The following is a 17584-nucleotide window of genomic DNA, read 5'->3' as shown; positions in this document are numbered from 1 at the left end:
GCGCGGAAGCGGGATGCGGGGGTCGGCCCGGTCGTCGGGCCCGAGGGGTCAGCTGGTCTGGATGCGCCAGATCGCGACGCCGACGCAGAGGAGGCCGACGAGCGCGAGCGCGGCGATCGACCACCACGGCTTCTTCTGGCGGAAGAACGACCAGGCGCCTCCGACCAGCATGAAGCCGGCGAACAGCATGATGAAGGCGAGGATCACCGGGTGCCCCCGTCGCCGCGGCGCGGGAGGGTCCCGAGCCAGTTGCGCAGGAGCCGGGCGCCGGCATCCCCGGACTTCTCGGGATGGAACTGGGTCGCGGTCAGCGCGCCGTTCTCGACGGCGGCGACGAACCGGTCGCCCCCGTGCTCGGACCAGGTCACCAGCGGCGGCGTCATGGGGCCGATGGCCTCCATCTCCCAGGTCCGGGCGCCGTAGGAGTGCACGAAGTAGAAGCGCTCGTCCTCGATGCCGTCGAGCAGCCGCGTCCCCGCGGGCGCCTCGACGGTGTTCCAGCCCATGTGGGGGACGACGTCGGCCTCGAGGCGCGTGACCTCGCCGGGCCACTGGGCGAGGCCGCGGGAGCGGACGCCGTGCTCGGTGCCCGCGTCGAACATGATCTGCAGGCCCACGCAGATGCCCAGGACGGGCAGCCCGCCGGCGAGGCGGCGTTCGATGATGCGGTCGCCGCCGACGGCGAGGACCTGCTGGATGGTGGCCTCGTAGGCGCCGACGCCGGGGACGACGAGCCCGTCGGCCGCGAGCGCGCGCTCGCGGTCCGCGGTCAGCTCGACGTCCGCGCCGGCCGCCTCGAGGGCGCGCACGACGGAGCGGACGTTGCCGGAGCCGTGGTCCAGGACCACGACGGACGCGGCGCCACGATCAGCCGCCGTGCCGGTGCTGCTTCCCTCGGGCGTCGTCGTCATCGCTTCCTCCTCCTCGAGACCCACTTCAGGGCCTCGGCGCGGGTCAGGGCGGCGGGATCGTGCCCCTCGCCGACCTCGTCGAGCCCGACGGCGCCGAGCAGCAGCTGCTCGACGACGTCGTCGACGGCGCCGAGGACGATCGCCGGGGAGACGTCCTCCCCGCGCTCGCCGTTGCGGTACCGGGTGGCGGTCATGCGGTCGCCCTGGCGCCAGAACAGCACGATGCCGGCGCGCTGGAGGGCGGTCGAGGTGATCGCGGCGAGATCATGCGCGAGCTGCTCGGAGTGCGGCCCGACGGCGACGGCGCCCATGTCGGTGTCGACGGTCCGGGTCCCCGCGGGGATGTCGAGCCCGTCGGTGCGGCCCTCGACGCCGAGGCGGATCGCGCCGGCGAGGGACTGCGCGGTCGCGACGGAGGTCGCGACGACGGCGATCGCCGGCTCGGCCGCGCCGCCGGTCTCCTCGGAGGCGGCGGAGAGGACGTCGTCGACGGTCAGCGGGGCGTCGGTGAGGTCGAGGCCCTCCATCATCCGCGCGAACTCGGCGTCGATGTCGTCGCCTCCGGGCTCCTCGCCCCCGGGACGGTCGACGGTGCTCACAGGGCGCCCTTGGTGGAGGGCACGTCGAGGACGCGCTCGTCGTAGGCGCAGGCGGCGCGCAGTGCGCGGGCGAGGGCCTTGAACTGCGCCTCCACCACGTGGTGGGGGTCGCGGCCCTCGATCAGCCGGATGTGCAGGCAGATCGCGGCGTGGTGGGCGATCGACTCGAAGACGTGGCGGGTGAGGGACCCGGTGAAGTGCCCGCCGATGAGGTGCAGGGCCTGGGCCTCGCTCTCGCCGCTGTGCACGCAGTAGGGGCGGCCGGAGAGGTCCACGACCGCCTGCGCGAGGGACTCGTCCAGCGGGACGAGGGCGTCGCCGAAGCGGGCGATGCCCTTCTTGTCGCCGAGCGCCTCGCGGAGCGCCTGGCCGATCACGATGGCGGTGTCCTCGACGGTGTGGTGGGCGTCGATGTGGGTGTCGCCGGTGGCCTTGACCGTGAGGTCGAAGCGGGCGTGGGTGCCGAGCGCCGTGAGCATGTGGTCGTAGAACGGGACGGTCGTGGAGATGTCCACGACGCCGGTGCCGTCGACGTCGAGGGTGACCTCGACGGTGGACTCGCGGGTGCTGCGGCGGATCGTCGCGACGCGGCGCCGGCGCTCGGGGCCTGGCGTGCTGGCGGCGGGAACGGTGCTGTCGATGTCTGTCATCGGGGGTCGACCTCCTCGAGGGCGGAACGGAAGGCGGTGTTGTCCTCTGGCGTGCCGATCGACACCCGCAGCCACGGCGCGGGGCCGACCTCGCGGATCAGGACCCCGCGGTCGAGCAGGCCCTGCCAGACGCGGTGCCGGTCGGAGGTGTCCAGCGGCTGAAAGAAGACGAAGTTGGCGTCCGAGGGGGCGGTCAGGTGGCCCCGGTCGGTCAGGTGGGCGACGAGGGCGTCGCGCTCGGCCCGCAGCGCGGCGACCTGGGCGAGCAGCTCTCCGCGGTGGGCGAGCGCCGTGCGGGCGACGGCCTGCGTGACGGCCGAGAGATGGTAGGGCAGGCGCACGACGCGCAGCCCGTCGACGATCCCGGGATCGGCGACGAGATAGCCGATGCGGCCGCCGGCGAGCGCGAAGGCCTTGGACATGGTGCGGGTGACCACGAGGTTCGGGAACTCGCCCAGCAGCTCGAGGGCGCTGGGGACGCCTTCGCGGCGGAACTCGCCGTAGGCCTCGTCGACCACGAGCATGCCGCCGGTCGGCGCGAGCGCCTCGGCGGCGGTGCGCACGAGCGCCGGATCGAGGGCGGTGCCGGTGGGATTGTTCGGGCTCGTGAGCACGACGATGTCGGGGGCGTGCTCGGCGATGGCGGCGAGCAGGTCATCCTTCGTGAGGGCGAAGTCCGGGGCGGGACCGCGGTCGGCCGACGCCCAGGTCGTGAAGGTGTCGCGCGCGTACTCGGGGTACATCGAGTAGTGGGGGGCGAAGCCCAGGGCGGTGCGGCCCGGCCCGCCGAACGCGAGCATCAGCTGGTGCATGACCTCGTTGGACCCGTTGGCGGCCCAGACCGCCTCGACGGGCGGCGCCGCGATGCCGGACTCCTCGGCGAGATAGTCCGCGAGGTCCGCGCGCAGGGCCGTGAACTCGCGGTCCGGATACCGGTTCAGCGCGGAGGCGGCCTCCGCGACGGCGCGGCCGAGGTCCGCGGCGAGCGCCGCGGAGGGACCGAAGGGGTTCTCGTTGACGTTCAGGAGGTGCGGGACGTCGATCTGCGGAGCGCCGTAGGGCTCGACGCCGGCCAGGTCGGACCGACGTGCGGGCAGGCCGGGGCGGCGGGCCGCTCCGGTCTCGAGAGGGCTGGGATCGGGCATGCCCCCATCGTAGAGGTCCGCGCCTGCGTGCGATCGCGCGCCCGACCCCCGGGACGCGCGCGACCCGGGCCGCACGCACTGTGACCTCTGTCGGGACCGGTGCCAGCGCCGACTCCTCCCAGCCCGCCCCCGTTAGCCTGGGGATCATGTTCCGTTCCCTGGGCGCCCTCGTCGCCGACCTCCTCGCCGTGCTGCTCTTCGTCGCGATCGGCCTGATCCAGCACGGCACCGAGCTGACGGTCGAGAACATCGTCCTGGTGGGCTGGCCGTTCGCGGTGGGCGTGCTGCTCGGGCATCTGGCGATCCGCGCGTGGCGCTTCCCGTTCCGCCTGTGGCCGCACGGGGTGTTCGTGTGGGCGATCACGCTGTGCGCGTCGATGGCGATCCGCACCCTCTTCAGCGCGGGCACGGAGGTCTCCTTCGTGATCGTCGCCGCGGTCGTCACGCTGGTGCTGATGGCCGGTTGGCGCGCGGTCGCGCTGTGGGTCACCCGCGCCGAGCGCCGGGAGGAGAACGCCGCTCGGAAGGCCGAGCGCGCCGAGCGCCGCGCGCGGCGGGCTGCGCTGAAGGAGGCCCGTGAGCGGGCGAAGGCCGGCCGCGTCGCGACCGCCGTCCCGACCTCGCTCGAGGACGCCGCGGACACGTCCGACACAGCCGACGCTGCTGACACGGCCGACGCCGCCGCTCCCGCCTCCGCCGCTTCCGGGGAGAGCTCCGCCGACCGGTCGGAGTGACCGGCCGACGGGCGCCGACTCAGCGCTCGAAGCGGATGTCGATCGCCGCGCCGTGCGCGGGCAGGTCCTCGGCGGCGGCGAGCGTCGTCGCTGCGCCGCGGGCGGTCTCGAGCGCGTCCCGGTCGTAGTCGATGACGTGGATGCCGCGCAGGAAGGTCTGCACGCCGAGGCCGCCGTCGAAGCGGGCGTTGCCGCCCGTGGGCAGCACGTGGTTGGACCCGGCGGCGTAGTCGCCGAGGCTCACGGGCGCGTAGGAGCCGACGAACACGGCGCCCGCGTTGGTGACCCGGGCGGCGACGGCGGCGGCATCGGCGGTCTGGATCTCGAGGTGCTCGGCGCCGTAGGCGTCGACGACGGCGAGGCCCTGCTCGAGGTCGTCGACGAGGACGACACCGCTCTGCGGGCCGCGCAGCGCGGTGGTGATGCGCTCGGCGTGGCGGGCGCCGGGGACCTGCGCGGCGAGCTCGGCCTCGACCGCGGCGACGAGCTCGACGGAGTCGGTGACCAGGACGCTCGCGGCCATCGGGTCGTGCTCGGCCTGGGAGATGAGGTCGGCGGCGACGTACGCGGGGTGCGCGCTCGCGTCCGCGAGGACCGCGATCTCCGTGGGACCGGCCTCCGCGTCGATGCCGACCGTGCCGCGCACGATGCGCTTGGCGGCGGCGACGTAGACGTTCCCGGGCCCGGTGACGAGGTCGACGGGATCCAGTCCGCGGCCGTCGCCGAGGTCGTCGGCCCCGTGGGCGAGCAGGGCGATGGCCTGGGCGCCGCCGGCGGCGACGACCTCGGTCACGCCGAGCAGCTCGCAGGCCGCGAGGATCGTGGGGTGCGGGAGGCCGCCGAAGTCCTTCTGCGGCGGGGAGGCGAGGACGATCTCGGAGACGCCGGCGACCTGAGCGGGCACGACGTTCATGACGACGGAGCTGGGCAGCACGGCGCGGCCGCCGGGGACGTAGAGGCCGACGCGGCGCACGGGCACCCAGCGCTGGGTGACGGTGCCGCCGGGCACGACCTGGACCGCGTCGTCGCCGCGGCGCTGGGCGGTGTCGACGGCGCGCACGCGCTCGATGGCCTGCTCGAGGGCCGCACGGATGGCGGGGTCGAGCTCGGCGAGCGCTTGCGTCAGGGCCTCGCGGGGCACGCGCAGCTGCTCGGGACGGATCCCGTCGAAGCGCTCGGAGGCGTCGCGGACGGCCTCGGCGCCGCGCGCGGCGACGTCCTCGACGACGGGGCGGACGGCATGGACCGCGGCCTCCACGTCGATCTCGGCCCGGGGCAGGGCGGCAGCGAGCTCGGCGCTGCTGAGGCGGCGCTCGCGGAGGTCGAGGACGGTGAGGAGGCGATCGGTGTCGGACATGCCCTCCAGTCTAGGAGCGGCGGCGCCGCGCCCCGCTCGGCGCCCGACCGTCGGACGAGCCGCGCCCGGCCGTCGGACGATCGGCGCGCGCGCTCGCTCTCCCGCGCCCGCGCGCCCGCGTCCCTCCCCTCGCCCGCGCCCCGCCCCCGCGCCCGGGGCGGTCCCGTACCGTGGTGCCGTCCGGATCCTGACCGGAGGCCACCGTCGGCCTCCGATAGTCTTGACGTCAAGACAAATGCCGCACCGACCCGAGGGAGCCCCGCGAAACATGGCGCGCATCATCTACACCCACACCGACGAGGCGCCGATGCTGGCCACGGCCTCGTTCCTGCCGATCCTGGAGGCGTTCTCGCGCACTGCCGGGGTCGACGTCGTCTCGCGCGACATCTCGCTCGCCGGACGCATCGTGGCGACCTTCTCCGACCTCCTCCCCGAGGACCAGCGCGAGGCCGACGCCCTCGCCGAGCTCGGCGAGCTGGCGAAGTCCCCCGAGGCCAACATCATCAAGCTGCCGAACATCTCGGCCTCCGTCCCGCAGCTGAAGGCCGCGATCGCCGAGCTGCAGGAGCGCGGCATCGCCCTCCCGGACTACCCCGAGAGCCCCGCGACCCCGGAGGAGGAGGACGTCCGCGCGCGCTACGACGCCGTCAAGGGCTCCGCCGTGAACCCGGTGCTGCGCGAGGGCAACTCGGACCGCCGCGCCCCGCTCGCGGTGAAGAACTTCGCCAAGGCGCACCCGCATCGCATGGGCGCCTGGAGCGCCGACTCGAAGACCTCCGTCGCCACGATGGACGGCGACGACTTCCGCGCGAACGAGCAGTCCGTCGTGCTCGCCGCCGACGACGTCCTCTCCATCGTGCACGTCGCGGCCGACGGCACCGAGACGCCGCTGAAGGCCTCGCTTCCCGTCCTCGCCGGCGAGGTCGTCGACTCCACGGTCCTCCGCGCGGAGGCGCTGGACGCCTTCCTGCGCGCGCAGGTCGCCGCCGCGAAGGAGCAGGGCGTCCTGTTCTCCGTGCACCTGAAGGCCACGATGATGAAGGTCTCCGACCCGATCATCTTCGGCCACGCCGTGCGCGCGTTCTTCCCGACCCTCTTCGCGCAGCACGGCGACGTGCTGGCCGCGGCGGGCCTCTCCCCGAACAACGGCCTGGGCGGCATCCTCTCCGGCGTCGAGGGCCTCGAGGACTCGGTCCGCGAGGGCGTCCGCGCCGCGATCGCGCAGGATCTCGCCGACGGCCCGGCGATCGCCATGGTCAACTCCGACAAGGGCATCACGAACCTGCACGTCCCCTCCGACGTCATCGTCGACGCGTCCATGCCGGCGATGATCCGCACCTCGGGCCACATGTGGGATGCCGACGGCGCCGAGCGCGACACCCTCGCGGTCATCCCCGACTCCTCCTACGCGGGCGTCTACCAGGCGACGATCGAGGACTGCCAGACGCACGGCGCCTTCGATCCGACGACGATGGGCACCGTCCCGAACGTCGGCCTCATGGCGCAGAAGGCCGAGGAGTACGGCTCCCACGACAAGACCTTCGAGATCCGGGCCGACGGCCGGGTCGAGGTCCGCGACGCCTCGGGCGCCGTGCTCATGTCCCATGACGTCGCCCTCGGCGACATCTTCCGCGCCTGCCAGGCGAAGGACGCCCCGATTCGCGACTGGGTGCAGCTCGCGGTGCGCCGCTCGCGCCTGTCCGGCATGCCCGCCGTGTTCTGGCTCGACGAGTCCCGCGCCCACGACCGCAACCTCATCGCCAAGGTCGAGGCCTACCTCGCCGAGGAGGACACCGAGGGCCTGGACATCCGGATCCTGAACCCGGTCGAGGCGACGAAGCACACCCTCGAGCGCGTCCGCCGCGGCGAGGACACCATCTCGGTGACCGGCAACGTGCTGCGCGACTACCTCACGGACCTCTTCCCGATCATGGAGCTCGGCACGAGCGCCAAGATGCTCTCCGTCGTGCCGCTCATGGCCGGCGGCGGCCTCTTCGAGACCGGTGCGGGCGGCTCCGCCCCCAAGCACGTGCAGCAGCTGGTGGAGGAGGACTACCTGCGCTGGGACAGCCTCGGCGAGTTCCTCGCCCTCGCCGAGTCGCTGCGCCATCTCGCCCGCACGGCCGACAACGCCCGCGCCGCGGTCCTCGCCGACGCCCTCGACCGTGCGACCGAGACCCTGCTGAACACGGGCAAGTCCCCGCAGCGCAAGCTCGGCTCGATCGACAACCGCGGCAGCCACTTCTACCTCGCCCTGTACTGGGCGCAGGAGCTGGCCCAGCAGACCGAGGACACGGAGCTGCAGGCGGCGTTCGTGCCGATCGCGAAGGAGCTCACCGAGGGCGAGGAGACCATCGCCGCGGAGCTGCTGGCCGTGCAGGGCTCCCCCGCGGACATCGGCGGCTACTACCGCCCGGACCCGGTGAAGGTCGCGGCCGTCATGCGCCCGTCGGCCACCTTCAACCGCCTCCTCGAGGAGATCTCCTCCGCGCTCTGATCAGCGCATCCGACGCCGGTCCGACCCGCTCCCGCGGGACGGGCCGGCGTCGGCGTCCCCCCCCCGTCAGCCCGCCCGCAGATCAGCCCGCCCGAGGAGCCCGCCCGTGCCCGTCATCCCCTCCCCCGTCGACGGCGTCGGCCTGCGCGCCGACGTGACCGGGCGAGGGCCCGCCCTGGTGCTGCTGCACGGCTCGGTCCTCTCCCGCGCGATCTGGCGCGGGCTCGGCTACCTCGCCCCGCTCGCCGAGGAGCACACGGTGGTGCGGGTCGACCTGCGCGGCCACGGCGGATCCGGGAAGCCCCACGACCCCGCCGCCTACACCCAGGAGGTGTTCGTCCGGGACCTGTTCGCCGTGCTCGACGCCCTGGGGATCGAGCAGGCGGCGCTGCTCGGCTACTCGCTGGGCGCCCGCATCGCCCTCAGCGCGGCCCTCGACTCCCCCGGCCGGGTGCGCCGCCTCGTGAGCCTGGGCGGCTCGGCGTCCGCGCAGCGCGGCGCCGTCGACCAGGTGTTCTTCCCCGGGGTCATCGACGCCGTGCGGGAGGGCGGGGACGACGGCGGGATGGAGGCCTTCTGCACCGGCCAGGGCCTCGGACCGGACACCGAGGGCCGACGCGCCCGCGCGACCCGCACCGCCTTCCTCGCCGCGGATCCGCTCGCCGTCGCCGCCCTGCTGGAGGCGACCGACGGCACCCCGGCGGTGCCCGACGAGGCGCTCGCCGGCTGCACGGTCCCGTCGCTGTGGATGGCCGGGGACCGCGACTCGCCGCGCTTCGCGGAGTCCCGTCGCGCCGCCTCCCTCATGCCCGACGCCGAGTTCGTCCCGCTGCCGGGCCGCGACCACGGTGGGACGCTCTGGCCCGCCGACGAGGTCCTCGCGCACGTCCTGCCGTTCCTGCGCTGAGCGCGCGGGTCCTGCGCGTGCGGCGCCTCAGAGCACCTGCCGGGCGAGCGCGAACAGCGCGACCGCGACGATGATCCCGCGCAGCAGCCATTCGGGCATCCGCTTGGCCAGGTGCGCACCGAAGTAGCCGCCGACGAGCGCTCCGACGGCGATGGCCGCCGTGGCGACCCAGACGATCTCCGCGCCGAAGGCGAGATGCGCCACGAGGTAGACGAGGGCCGCGGCGGCGTTGACCACCAGGCTCGCGAGGTTCTTGACGTGGTTGACCTTGCCCATGGGCTTGCCGGTGAAGGTGCCGAGCACGCCGAGGTAGAGGATCCCCTGGGCGGCGGTGAAGTAGCCGCCGTAGACCGAGGCCGCGCCCATGGCACCGATCAGCGCGGGCGAGCGGTACGGGCTGCGCTCCCGGCCGTCTCCGGCGTCGGCGCCTCCGGTGTCGGCGTCTCCGGTGTCGGCGTCTCCGATGCCCGCCCGTCGCGCGTCCCGCCTCTCCTGGCGCTCGCGCAGCAGTGCGACGACCTTCTTCTGGGAGACGACCATGACCAGTGCGACGACGATGAGGATCGGGACGACGACGTCCAGCGCGTCCGACGGCGAGAGCAGCAGCAGGATCGAACCGAGCATCGCGAAGACGGCGGTGGTGAGCAGGAGCGGCCGCAGGGCACGGCCCTCGGCGGCGATCTCGCGGCGGAAGCCGACCACCGAGCCGATGGTGGAGAAGAGGATGCCGATGGTGTTGGTCCGCACCGCGGTGCCCGGGGGGACGCCGAGGGCGAGGAGCACCGGCAGCGTGAGCAGCGACCCGGATCCGACGGCCGCGTTGATCGCTCCGGCCAGGGTCCCCATCACCAGCAGCACCAGCAGCGACTGCAGCTCCACGCGCTCTCCTCGTCCTCGTCATCGGCCTCGGCCCTCGCAGGACCGGGCGCCCACAGTAGTCGGGCGCGCACGCATCACGGCGCCCGCCCCGGGGATCGGGAAGGGCGCCGTGACGGATGCCGTGACCGGTGCCGCGACGGATGCCGCAGCGTCAGGCGGGCAGCAGCCAGTCGTTCGGAGAGAACAGCTCGTAGTGCACGCGCTCCTCGTCGGCCCCGGCGGCGCGCAGCTGGTCCCGCAGATCCTGCAGGAAGCCGCTGCCGCCGCAGAGGTAGATCTCGGCGTCCTCGGGCAGCGGGATGCCGTCGAGCGCCATCCGGCCCTCGTGCACGCTGATCCGGGGGTCGATGGCGCCTCCGGGCAGGTGCTCCTCGGAGGTGGTCCGGAACCACAGGTCGAGCTGGGAGTTCGTGTGCGCGGGCAGTCCGGCGACGGAGCGGGCGAGCTCGTCGACGAGGGCGGCGTCGCGGGCGTCCGCGTCGGCGTGCAGGACGATCGCGCGGCGACCGCGCTGATGCACGGCCAGGTGCCGGAGCATGCCGAGGATCGGCGTCGCCCCGATGCCGGCGGAGACGAGCACGACGGGCGCCTCGGAGTCGATGTCGAGGGCGAGGTCGCCGTACGGCAGGGTGACCTGGAGGCGGTCCCCGACGGCCGCGTTCTCGTGCAGCCAGGTGGAGACCTCGCCCTGCGGGTCGCCGTCAGCCGCGTCGACGCGGCGCACGGAGATCCGCCAGCGTCCGCCGCCGGAGACGTCGGACAGGGAGTACTGGCGCAGCTGGCGGGCCCCGTCGGGCAGGCGCACGCCGACGGTGATGTACTGCCCGGGCACGAAGTCCGGGAGCGCCGCGGCGCCGGCCGGGGCGATCAGCTCGAAGCTCGCCACGTCGCTGCTCTCCTCGACGCGCGCCGCCACGACGGCCTCCCGGAAGACGTCGCCGGGCTCGACGCCGGCGCCGGCGTAGAGGTCCTTCTCGAAGGAGATGAGGGTCTCGGCCATGTGCCAGTAGACGGCGGACCAGGCCGCGGCGACGGGCTCGGTGACGGCCTCGCCGAGGACCTCGCCGATCGCGGCCATGAGGTGCTCGTGCACGATGCCGTACTGCTCCTCGACGATGCCGAGGGAGGCGTGCTTGTGGCCGATGCGTCCGAGCATCTCGCGGGGGCTCGGGCCCTCGGGGGTCACGAGGATCGTCGCGTAGCTGGCGACGGAGGCGGCGAGCGCCTTCTGCTGCGCGCCCTGCGCCTGGTTCCCGCGGTTGAAGGTGTCGGCGAGCAGCTCGGGCCGGGCGGTGAACATGCGGCGGTAGAAGGTCGCGGCGATCGCGGCGATGTTCGCGCCGACGGCGGGGAGCGTCGCGCGGACGGTCTCCTCGTGCTCGGGGCTCAATCGGGTGTCGGGGTCGAGACGGGGCTGAGGGAGCCGAGCTGCGGAGACGTCCACGGTCATGGGTGGGTCCTTCCTGATCTCTTCCGGGGGGCCGCGACGAGGTGACGCCGTGACACCACCACGGTAGGAAGGGACGCGGAACCGCCGGTGGACCTAGGTCCCGCCCGCTCCGCCGCCGCACGTCCGACGGATATCCGACGGATGTCCGACAGACGTCGGCAGACATCAGTGCAGGTCAGCACGATTCAGCACCTGTCCTGGCCACTCTCAGCGTCACGCAGGGCCTGCTGCAGCACCTGCGCATGGTTCTGCTCGACATCCTTCGTCGCGAACAGCAGCGTGAGCCTGGAGACACCGTCCGCCTTCGCGCGCTCGAGCAGGGCTGCGGCCGCCCCGCTCTCGTCGAGCTCGCGCCGGTACCGCCCGGCGAACTCCGCGAAGCCGAGCTCGCCGGAGTGGTAGGCGCGCCGCAGCTCCGGGGAGGGGGTCGCGTCCTTGTCCCATTCGTCGTAGGCCAGGCGCTCCTTCTTCACCCCGCGCGGCCACAGCCGGTCCACGAGCACCCGTCGCTGCCCGTCGGCCGAGCCTCCGTCGTCGAGCACGTCGTGCACGCGCTCCAGGTCGATCTCGATGCTGCTCATCCCGGTCTCTCCTCGCCGTCCTCGTCGTGCTCGGTTCCTGCGTCGTGCTCGGTCCCTGCATCACCTCCGGATGCGCGAGGACCCGGCAGCGGTGCACGCTGCCGGGTCCTGTGCCGGGCGGCGCCTCTGATGCGGGGCGCCGGGCGGTCGATCAGGCCAGGGCGGCCTGCGCGGCCTCGTAGTCGGGCTCGTCGGTGGTCTCGCCGACCTGCTGGGTGTGGATGATCGTGCCGTCGGCGTCGGCGACGACGACCGTGCGCGAGAGCAGACCCTGGAGGGGGCCGTCGGCCATGGTCACGCCGTAATCCGCGCCGAAGGTGGAGCGGAAGGCGGAGGCCGTGACGACGTTCTCGATGCCCTCGGCGCCGCAGAAGCGGGCCTGGGCGAAGGGCAGGTCCGCCGAGACGCACACGACGACGGTGTTCTCGAGCCCGGCGGCGAGCTCGTTGAACTTCCGCACGCTCATCGCGCAGGTGCCGGTGTCGACCGACGGGAAGATGTTCAGGACCACGCGCTTGCCGGCGAGGGACTCGGAGGTGACGGAGCCGAGGTCGGCGCCGACGAGATCGAAGGCCGGGAGGGCCGTGCCGGTCGCGGGGAGCTCGCCGACGGTGGAGACGGGGTTGCCATGGAGAGTGATCGAAGCCATGCCCCCATAGTGGCCCTCACCAGCGCCGAGGACAAGCCGGGGTCCCTCACCGGCCCACACCGCCGCCTCGCTGCGGCCCCCGCGTCACTCCATCGTCGCGCTCAGCAGACGGGTCTGCTCCTCGACGTCGAAGTCGGCGGCCGGCCACTGCGGGTCGATCCGCTGGAGGGCGTCGGCGAGCAGCTGCTGGACGGCGATGCGGGCGTACCACTTGCGGTCGGCGGGGACGACGGTCCACGGGGCGGCCTCGGTGGAGGTGGCGGCGAGGGCGTTGTCGTAGGCGTCGACGTACTCGTCCCAGTGCCGGCGCTCCTCGACGTCGCCGGGGTTGAACTTCCAGTGCTTGTCGGGCCGCTCGAGCCGTTCCATGAGCCGCTCCCCCTGCTCCTCGCGGGAGATCCGGAGCATGACCTTGACGATCTCGGTGCCGCCGTCGACGAGCTCCTGCTCGAAGGCGACGATGGCCTCGCAGCGGCGGCGGATCTCCGCCTCGTCGGCCCAGCCGTGGACCCGATGGATGAGGACGTCCTCGTAGTGGGAGCGGTCGAAGACCGCGATCATCCCCGGGGCGGGCGCGTGGGGCCGGATCCGCCAGAGGAAGTCGTGGGCCTTCTCCTCGTCGGTCGGGGCCTTGAACGCGGTGATGGACACGCCCTGCGGGTCGACGCTGCCGACGACGTGGCGCATGATCCCGCCCTTGCCGGAGGTGTCCATGCCCTGCACGACCAGCAGCACGCTGCGGCCCTCCCCGGTGGGACGGCTCGCCGCCCACAGCCGCTCCTGGAGCTCGTCCACGGGTGCGTCGAGGTCGATGAGGCGCTGCTTGCCCGCGGACTTGCCGCCGTCGAAGCCGGGAGTGGAGCGGGGATCGATGTCGGCGACGGTGCCGGTCCATCCGGGCGGAATCAGGACGCCGCGCGGGGCGTCGTCCCGGAGATGCGCGGCGAGGATGTCGGCGGGGTCTGCGGACCGTGGGTGCTGAGCCATCGGCACACGATATCGGCGCCCCGCCCTCGAGGGCCATGCTTCGGGCGATCCCGCGGCGCGCGCTCCCGCCCCCCCCCGACGGCGGATCACGTCCCGATCACGATCGGCGGGCCGTAGGACCTTCCGGACGGCGAACACCGCCCGTACCGTGTGAGCCATGACACCGAGACCCGGTGCCGTCGACCTCCAGGAAGGCGTCATGACCTCTGTTCCCGTCTGGCCCCACGGTCCCTCCAGCACCCCCACCGACGACGACCTCGCCGCGATCCACGCGTGGTGGCGGGCCGCGAACTACCTGTCCGTCGGGCAGATCTACCTGCTCGCGAACCCGCTGCTGCGCGAGCCCCTGCAGCGCGACCACGTGAAGCCCCGCCTGCTGGGCCACTGGGGCACCACCCCGGGCCTGACCTTCCTCTACGCGCATGCGAACCGCGCGATCTCGCAGCGCGGGCTGAAGGCCATGTACGTCACGGGCCCCGGCCACGGCGGTCCCGGCCTGGTGGCCGCGAGCTACCTCGAGGGCACCTACACCGAGACGTACCCGGCGATCACGCACGACGACGACGGACTGCGCCGCCTGTTCACGCAGTTCTCCTTCCCCGGCGGCATCCCCTCGCACGTCGCCCCGGAGACGCCCGGCTCGATCCATGAGGGCGGCGAGCTCGGCTACGCCCTCTCGCACGCCTACGGCGCCATGCTCGACCGGCCCGACGAGATCGCCTTCACGGTGGTCGGCGACGGCGAGGCCGAGACCGGTCCGCTGGCGACCTCGTGGCACTCCAACAAGTTCATCAACCCGCTGACCGACGGCGTGGTCCTGCCGATCCTGCACCTGAACGGCTACAAGATCGCGAACCCGACCGTCCTCGCCCGCATCGGCGACGACGAGCTCGAGGCCCTCATGCGGGGCTACGGCCACACGCCGCTGTTCTTCCGCGGCGGCTTCGACGACGAGGACCCGATGGAGGCGCATCGCCGCTTCGCCGCCGTCCTCGACGAGGCCCTCGACATGATCGCCGACATCAAGGCCGGCGCCCGCGCGGACGCCGAGGCGGGCCGCGAGACCGAGCGTCCGGCCTGGCCGATGATCGTGTTCCGCACCCCGAAGGGCTGGACCGGCCCGAAGACGATCGACGGCAAGGTCACCGAGGGCTCGTGGCGCTCGCACCAGGTGCCGCTCGCGAGCGCCCGCGACACCGACGAGCATCTCGCGGACCTCGACGCCTGGCTGCGCTCGTACCGTCCGGAGGAGCTGTTCGACGAGTCCGGCGCGCTGCGGCCTGAGATCTCGGCGGCGGCCCCGCAGGGCGATCTGCGCATGTCGGCGAACCCGTCGACGAACGGCGGCGCGGTGCTGAAGGCGCTCCGTCTGCCGGACTTCCGCGACTACGCGGTCGACGTCCCCTCGCCCGGCGCCTCGACCGCCGAGGCGACCCGCGTGCTGGGGACCTGGCTCAAGGACGTGGTCGACGAGAACCCGGACAACTTCCGGATCTTCGGGCCCGACGAGACGGCCTCGAACCGTCTGCAGGCGGTCTACGACGTCACGGCGAAGCAGTGGAACGCGGACTTCGAGGAGCATGACCGCAGCGAGCATCTGGCCCGTTCGGGTCGCGTCATGGAGATGCTCTCGGAGCATCAGTGCGAGGGCTGGCTCGAGGGCTACCTGCTCACCGGCCGCCACGGCCTGTTCTCCTCCTACGAGGCGTTCATCCACATCGTCGACTCGATGGTCAACCAGCACGCCAAGTGGCTGAAGGTCACCAACGAGATCGAGTGGCGACGCCCGATCGCCTCGCTGAACTACCTGCTGAGCTCGCACGTCTGGCGCCAGGACCACAACGGCTTCTCGCATCAGGATCCCGGCTTCATCGACCACATGGTCAACAAGAAGGCCGAGATCGTCCGCGTCTACCTGCCGCCGGACGCGAACACGCTGCTGTCGGTCTACGACCACTGCCTGCGCTCGCGCCAGTACGTCAACGTGGTCGTCGCCGGCAAGCAGCCCAACCCGAACTGGCTGACGATGGACGAGGCGATCGTCCACTGCACGCGCGGCCTGGGCATCTGGGACTGGGCCGGCACGGAGGTCGACGGCGAGGAGCCCGACGTCGTCCTCGCCGCCGCCGGCGACATCCCCACGATCGAGATCCTCGCGGCCGCGCAGATCCTGCGCGAGGAGGTCCCGGACCTCCGCGTCCGCGTGGTCAACGTCGTGGACCTGATGCGCCTCCAGGACGACACCGAGCATCCCCACGGACTGTCCGAGAAGGACTTCGACGGGATCTTCGGCGAGGACATCCCGGTGGTCTTCGCCTACCACGGCTACCCGTGGCTGATCCACCGCCTGGCCTACCGCCACGACCGCAACTCCCGCATCCACGTGCGCGGATACAAGGAGGAGGGCACCACGACGACGCCCTTCGACATGCTGATGCGCAACGACACCGACCGCTTCCACCTGGTCATGGACGTGATCGACCGGGTCGACGGCCTCGGCACCCGGTACGCGGGACTGCGCCAGCGGATGGCCGACGAGCGGATCCGCGCCCGCGCCTACGCCTACGCGCACGGCGAGGACGTCCCCGAGATCGCGGGCTGGACCTGGGGCGACGCCGAGGCGGAGTCCGATGCGGCGGTCCTCGCCACCGGCGGCGACAACGAATGAGCGGCGTCGGATGAACGGCGACGCATGAGCAGAGACGACGCCCTGCGCCGGGTCGTGCGGGTGCACGGCCGGGTGCAGGGCGTCGGCTTCCGCTGGGCGACCGCCCGGGAGGCGGAGCGGCGCGGACTCGTCGGGACCGTGCGGAACCTGCTCGACGGCACGGTCGAGGCCGACGTCGAGGGGCCGTCCGCGGCCGTGACCGCGATGCTCGCCTGGCTCGAGCAGGGACCGCCGTCGGCCCGCGTGGAGCGGACCGTCGTGACCGCGGCGGAGCCTCGCGGCGCACCGCAGGACCAGGGTCGGGGGCAGGGCTTCCGGATCCTCTAGCCTCCTGCCCCGCGCCCATCCCGAGACGGCCGAGGCCGCGCGCGTCGTCACCGACGAGGAGCGGCGGGCGGAGTCGTGAGGGCGTAGCGGGCGACGAGCACGGTCGCGCCGAGGGCGAGCAGCACGGAGACCGTGAGCATGCCGGTGCGGCCGGCGAGCTCGAGCAGCAGCCCGCCGAGCGCCGCACCGAGGGCGATCGCCAGGTTGAAGGCGCCGCTGTTCAGCGCGGTCCCCTCCTCGACGCGACCGTCGGCCTCGGAGTCGACGAAGGACTGCACGGTCACCGAGGCGGCGCCCGCGAACAGTCCCCAGACGGGCATGAGCAGCAGCGCCGCGAGCGGGCTGCGCAGCAGCAGCGCCACGGCGAGCAGGGACAGGCCGAGCCCCGCCGCGACGACGAGCACCGCGGTCGGCGCGCCCCGGCGGCGGATCACGGGCGCGATCGCGAAGTTCCCGATCAGCCCGGCCACCCCGAAGGCGAGCAGCATCCCCCCGGTGCTCGTCAGCGGCACCCCGGCCCCGGTGAGCAGCGGACTGACATAGCTGTAGGTGACGAACTGCCCCACTACGAGCAGCAGCGTCAGCGCCACCGCGTGCCGGACCCCGCGGTCGCGGGCCGCGGCGAGCATCCGGGCCGGGGTGACGGGGGCGGCGGTGGGCACCGGGCGCACGAGCAGGGCGATCACCACGGCCATGACCAGGGCGGCGCCGCCGACCACGGCGAAGGCCTCCCGCCAGCCCAGGTGGGTGCCGATCCAGGCGGCGAGCGGTACGCCCAGCACGAGCGCCCCGCCGGTGCCGGAGAAGGCGAGGGTCAGCGCGGCGGCGTGCTGGTGCGGGGCGACCTGCCCGACCGCGACGATCGGCAGCACGGCCCAGTACAGCCCGATCGCTGCGCCGGCGAGCACCCGTCCCAGCAGCAGCACCGCGAAGCTCGGGGCGAGCACGGAGACGACGGCGGAGGCCGTGACGCACAGCAGCGCGAGGACGAGCACGAGCCGACGGTCCAGTCCGCGGGCGAGAACCGGGGTGGCCATGGCGACGACCGCGGCGAGCACCCCGGGCACGGTGACGGCGAGGCCGCCCACCGAGGGGCTCACCCCGAGGTCGGGGGCCATGACGCCGAGCACCCCGATGGGCAGCTCCTCGATCGTGATGAGCACGAAGATCCCCACCGCGAGGGCGGCCACGGCCGCCCAGCGGGCGGTGCCCGTGCCGTTCTCCTCGGTCATGCTCTCCTGCT

General features: G+C 73.3%; 17 protein-coding genes. 5 read left to right on the top strand and 12 right to left on the bottom strand.

The window, feature by feature from the left end; translation table 11 throughout:
• Window positions 1-48 precede the first annotated feature (48 nt).
• From ACXET9_RS14375 to ACXET9_RS14355, 5 genes are read right to left on the bottom strand one after another with little or no spacing between them, the layout of a single operon-like run.
• Window positions 49-207, bottom strand: coding sequence for a hypothetical protein (locus ACXET9_RS14375; RefSeq protein ID WP_457887370.1), 159 nt, complete (start codon window positions 205-207; stop codon window positions 49-51).
• Window positions 204-911, bottom strand: coding sequence for an imidazole glycerol phosphate synthase subunit HisH (gene hisH / locus ACXET9_RS14370; protein ID WP_457887369.1), 708 nt, complete (start codon window positions 909-911; stop codon window positions 204-206). The genes ACXET9_RS14375 and hisH overlap by 4 nt, the downstream gene beginning before the upstream one ends.
• Entirely contained in the window at window positions 908-1510 is a 603-nt protein-coding gene (locus ACXET9_RS14365) for a hypothetical protein (RefSeq protein ID WP_457887368.1), read from the bottom strand. Before ACXET9_RS14365 ends, hisH begins: the two co-directional genes overlap by 4 nt.
• Entirely contained in the window at window positions 1507-2160 is a 654-nt protein-coding gene (hisB, locus tag ACXET9_RS14360) for an imidazoleglycerol-phosphate dehydratase HisB (protein ID WP_457887367.1), read from the bottom strand. Before hisB ends, ACXET9_RS14365 begins: the two co-directional genes overlap by 4 nt.
• Window positions 2157-3305 carry a histidinol-phosphate transaminase gene (locus ACXET9_RS14355; RefSeq protein WP_457887366.1) on the bottom strand — a complete coding sequence of 383 codons (1149 nt, stop codon included), beginning with the start codon at window positions 3303-3305 and terminating at the stop codon, window positions 2157-2159. Before ACXET9_RS14355 ends, hisB begins: the two co-directional genes overlap by 4 nt.
• Before the next feature lie 146 nt (window positions 3306-3451).
• Between ACXET9_RS14355 and ACXET9_RS14350 the strand changes: the two genes are divergently transcribed.
• Window positions 3452-4039, top strand: coding sequence for a DUF3054 domain-containing protein (locus ACXET9_RS14350; RefSeq protein ID WP_457887365.1), 588 nt, complete (start codon window positions 3452-3454; stop codon window positions 4037-4039).
• Window positions 4040-4058: 19 nt separating this feature from the next.
• Here the strand turns inward: ACXET9_RS14350 and hisD are convergent, their stop codons facing one another.
• Window positions 4059-5396: a histidinol dehydrogenase gene (gene hisD, locus ACXET9_RS14345; RefSeq protein WP_457887364.1), complete on the bottom strand. Its 1338-nt coding sequence runs from the start codon at window positions 5394-5396 to the stop codon at window positions 4059-4061.
• Between the two features lie 268 nt (window positions 5397-5664).
• Here hisD and ACXET9_RS14340 point away from each other — a divergent pair, with 268 nt between their 5' ends.
• A complete protein-coding gene (locus tag ACXET9_RS14340; RefSeq protein WP_457887363.1) occupies window positions 5665-7893 on the top strand; it encodes an NADP-dependent isocitrate dehydrogenase in 2229 nt (742 codons plus the stop codon).
• 106 nt (window positions 7894-7999) lie between these two features.
• The gene (locus ACXET9_RS14335) at window positions 8000-8800 is read left to right on the top strand and encodes an alpha/beta fold hydrolase (protein ID WP_457887362.1); all 801 of its coding nucleotides are present in this window, start codon (window positions 8000-8002) and stop codon (window positions 8798-8800) included.
• A gap of 27 nt (window positions 8801-8827) precedes the next feature.
• On the opposite strand, the gene ACXET9_RS14330 is transcribed toward ACXET9_RS14335, so the two are convergent.
• From ACXET9_RS14330 to ACXET9_RS14310, 5 genes are all read right to left on the bottom strand, one after another.
• Window positions 8828-9679 carry a sulfite exporter TauE/SafE family protein gene (locus ACXET9_RS14330; protein ID WP_457887361.1) on the bottom strand — a complete coding sequence of 284 codons (852 nt, stop codon included), beginning with the start codon at window positions 9677-9679 and terminating at the stop codon, window positions 8828-8830.
• A gap of 151 nt (window positions 9680-9830) precedes the next feature.
• Entirely contained in the window at window positions 9831-11129 is a 1299-nt protein-coding gene (locus ACXET9_RS14325) for a globin domain-containing protein (protein ID WP_457887360.1), read from the bottom strand.
• 185 nt (window positions 11130-11314) lie between these two features.
• Entirely contained in the window at window positions 11315-11710 is a 396-nt protein-coding gene (locus tag ACXET9_RS14320) for a DUF488 domain-containing protein (RefSeq protein WP_457887359.1), read from the bottom strand.
• Window positions 11711-11861: 151 nt separating this feature from the next.
• Window positions 11862-12359, bottom strand: coding sequence for a thiol peroxidase (gene tpx / locus ACXET9_RS14315; protein WP_457887358.1), 498 nt, complete (start codon window positions 12357-12359; stop codon window positions 11862-11864).
• Between the two features lie 84 nt (window positions 12360-12443).
• Window positions 12444-13346, bottom strand: coding sequence for a PPK2 family polyphosphate kinase (locus ACXET9_RS14310; protein ID WP_457887357.1), 903 nt, complete (start codon window positions 13344-13346; stop codon window positions 12444-12446).
• A gap of 199 nt (window positions 13347-13545) precedes the next feature.
• Here ACXET9_RS14310 and ACXET9_RS14305 point away from each other — a divergent pair, with 199 nt between their 5' ends.
• Together ACXET9_RS14305 and ACXET9_RS14300 are read left to right on the top strand one after the other, a co-directional pair.
• A complete protein-coding gene (locus ACXET9_RS14305) occupies window positions 13546-16014 on the top strand; it encodes a phosphoketolase family protein (protein WP_457887356.1) in 2469 nt (822 codons plus the stop codon).
• A gap of 24 nt (window positions 16015-16038) precedes the next feature.
• Window positions 16039-16341, top strand: coding sequence for an acylphosphatase (locus ACXET9_RS14300; RefSeq protein WP_457887355.1), 303 nt, complete (start codon window positions 16039-16041; stop codon window positions 16339-16341).
• A gap of 47 nt (window positions 16342-16388) precedes the next feature.
• Here ACXET9_RS14300 and ACXET9_RS14295 read toward each other — a convergent pair whose 3' ends face one another.
• Window positions 16389-17573, bottom strand: a complete 1185-nt coding sequence (locus ACXET9_RS14295) for an MFS transporter (protein WP_457887354.1) — start codon at window positions 17571-17573, stop codon at window positions 16389-16391.
• Window positions 17574-17584 lie beyond the last annotated feature (11 nt).

It is taken from the genome of Brachybacterium netajii (SeqCode) (assembly GCF_054114245.1).
Note: the sequence above shows the minus strand (reverse complement) of the source record. Positions and strands in the feature narration are given on the sequence as shown.

Bases quoted from the DNA above. Each gene is read 5' to 3' on its own strand.
- tpx (WP_457887358.1), bottom strand. From the start codon at position 12,359: ATGGCTTCGATCACTCTCCATGGCAACCCCGTCTCCACCGTCGGCGAG.
- hisH (WP_457887369.1), bottom strand. From the start codon at position 911: ATGACGACGACGCCCGAGGGAAGCAGCACCGGCACGGCGGCTGATCGT.
- ACXET9_RS14355 (WP_457887366.1), bottom strand. From the start codon at position 3,305: ATGCCCGATCCCAGCCCTCTCGAGACCGGAGCGGCCCGCCGCCCCGGC.
- hisB (WP_457887367.1), bottom strand. From the start codon at position 2,160: ATGACAGACATCGACAGCACCGTTCCCGCCGCCAGCACGCCAGGCCCC.
- ACXET9_RS14350 (WP_457887365.1), top strand. From the start codon at position 3,452: ATGTTCCGTTCCCTGGGCGCCCTCGTCGCCGACCTCCTCGCCGTGCTG.
- hisD (WP_457887364.1), bottom strand. From the start codon at position 5,396: ATGTCCGACACCGATCGCCTCCTCACCGTCCTCGACCTCCGCGAGCGC.
- ACXET9_RS14325 (WP_457887360.1), bottom strand. From the start codon at position 11,129: ATGACCGTGGACGTCTCCGCAGCTCGGCTCCCTCAGCCCCGTCTCGAC.
- ACXET9_RS14300 (WP_457887355.1), top strand. From the start codon at position 16,039: ATGAGCAGAGACGACGCCCTGCGCCGGGTCGTGCGGGTGCACGGCCGG.
- ACXET9_RS14320 (WP_457887359.1), bottom strand. From the start codon at position 11,710: ATGAGCAGCATCGAGATCGACCTGGAGCGCGTGCACGACGTGCTCGAC.
- ACXET9_RS14340 (WP_457887363.1), top strand. From the start codon at position 5,665: ATGGCGCGCATCATCTACACCCACACCGACGAGGCGCCGATGCTGGCC.
- ACXET9_RS14310 (WP_457887357.1), bottom strand. From the start codon at position 13,346: ATGGCTCAGCACCCACGGTCCGCAGACCCCGCCGACATCCTCGCCGCG.
- ACXET9_RS14305 (WP_457887356.1), top strand. From the start codon at position 13,546: ATGACCTCTGTTCCCGTCTGGCCCCACGGTCCCTCCAGCACCCCCACC.
- ACXET9_RS14295 (WP_457887354.1), bottom strand. From the start codon at position 17,573: ATGACCGAGGAGAACGGCACGGGCACCGCCCGCTGGGCGGCCGTGGCC.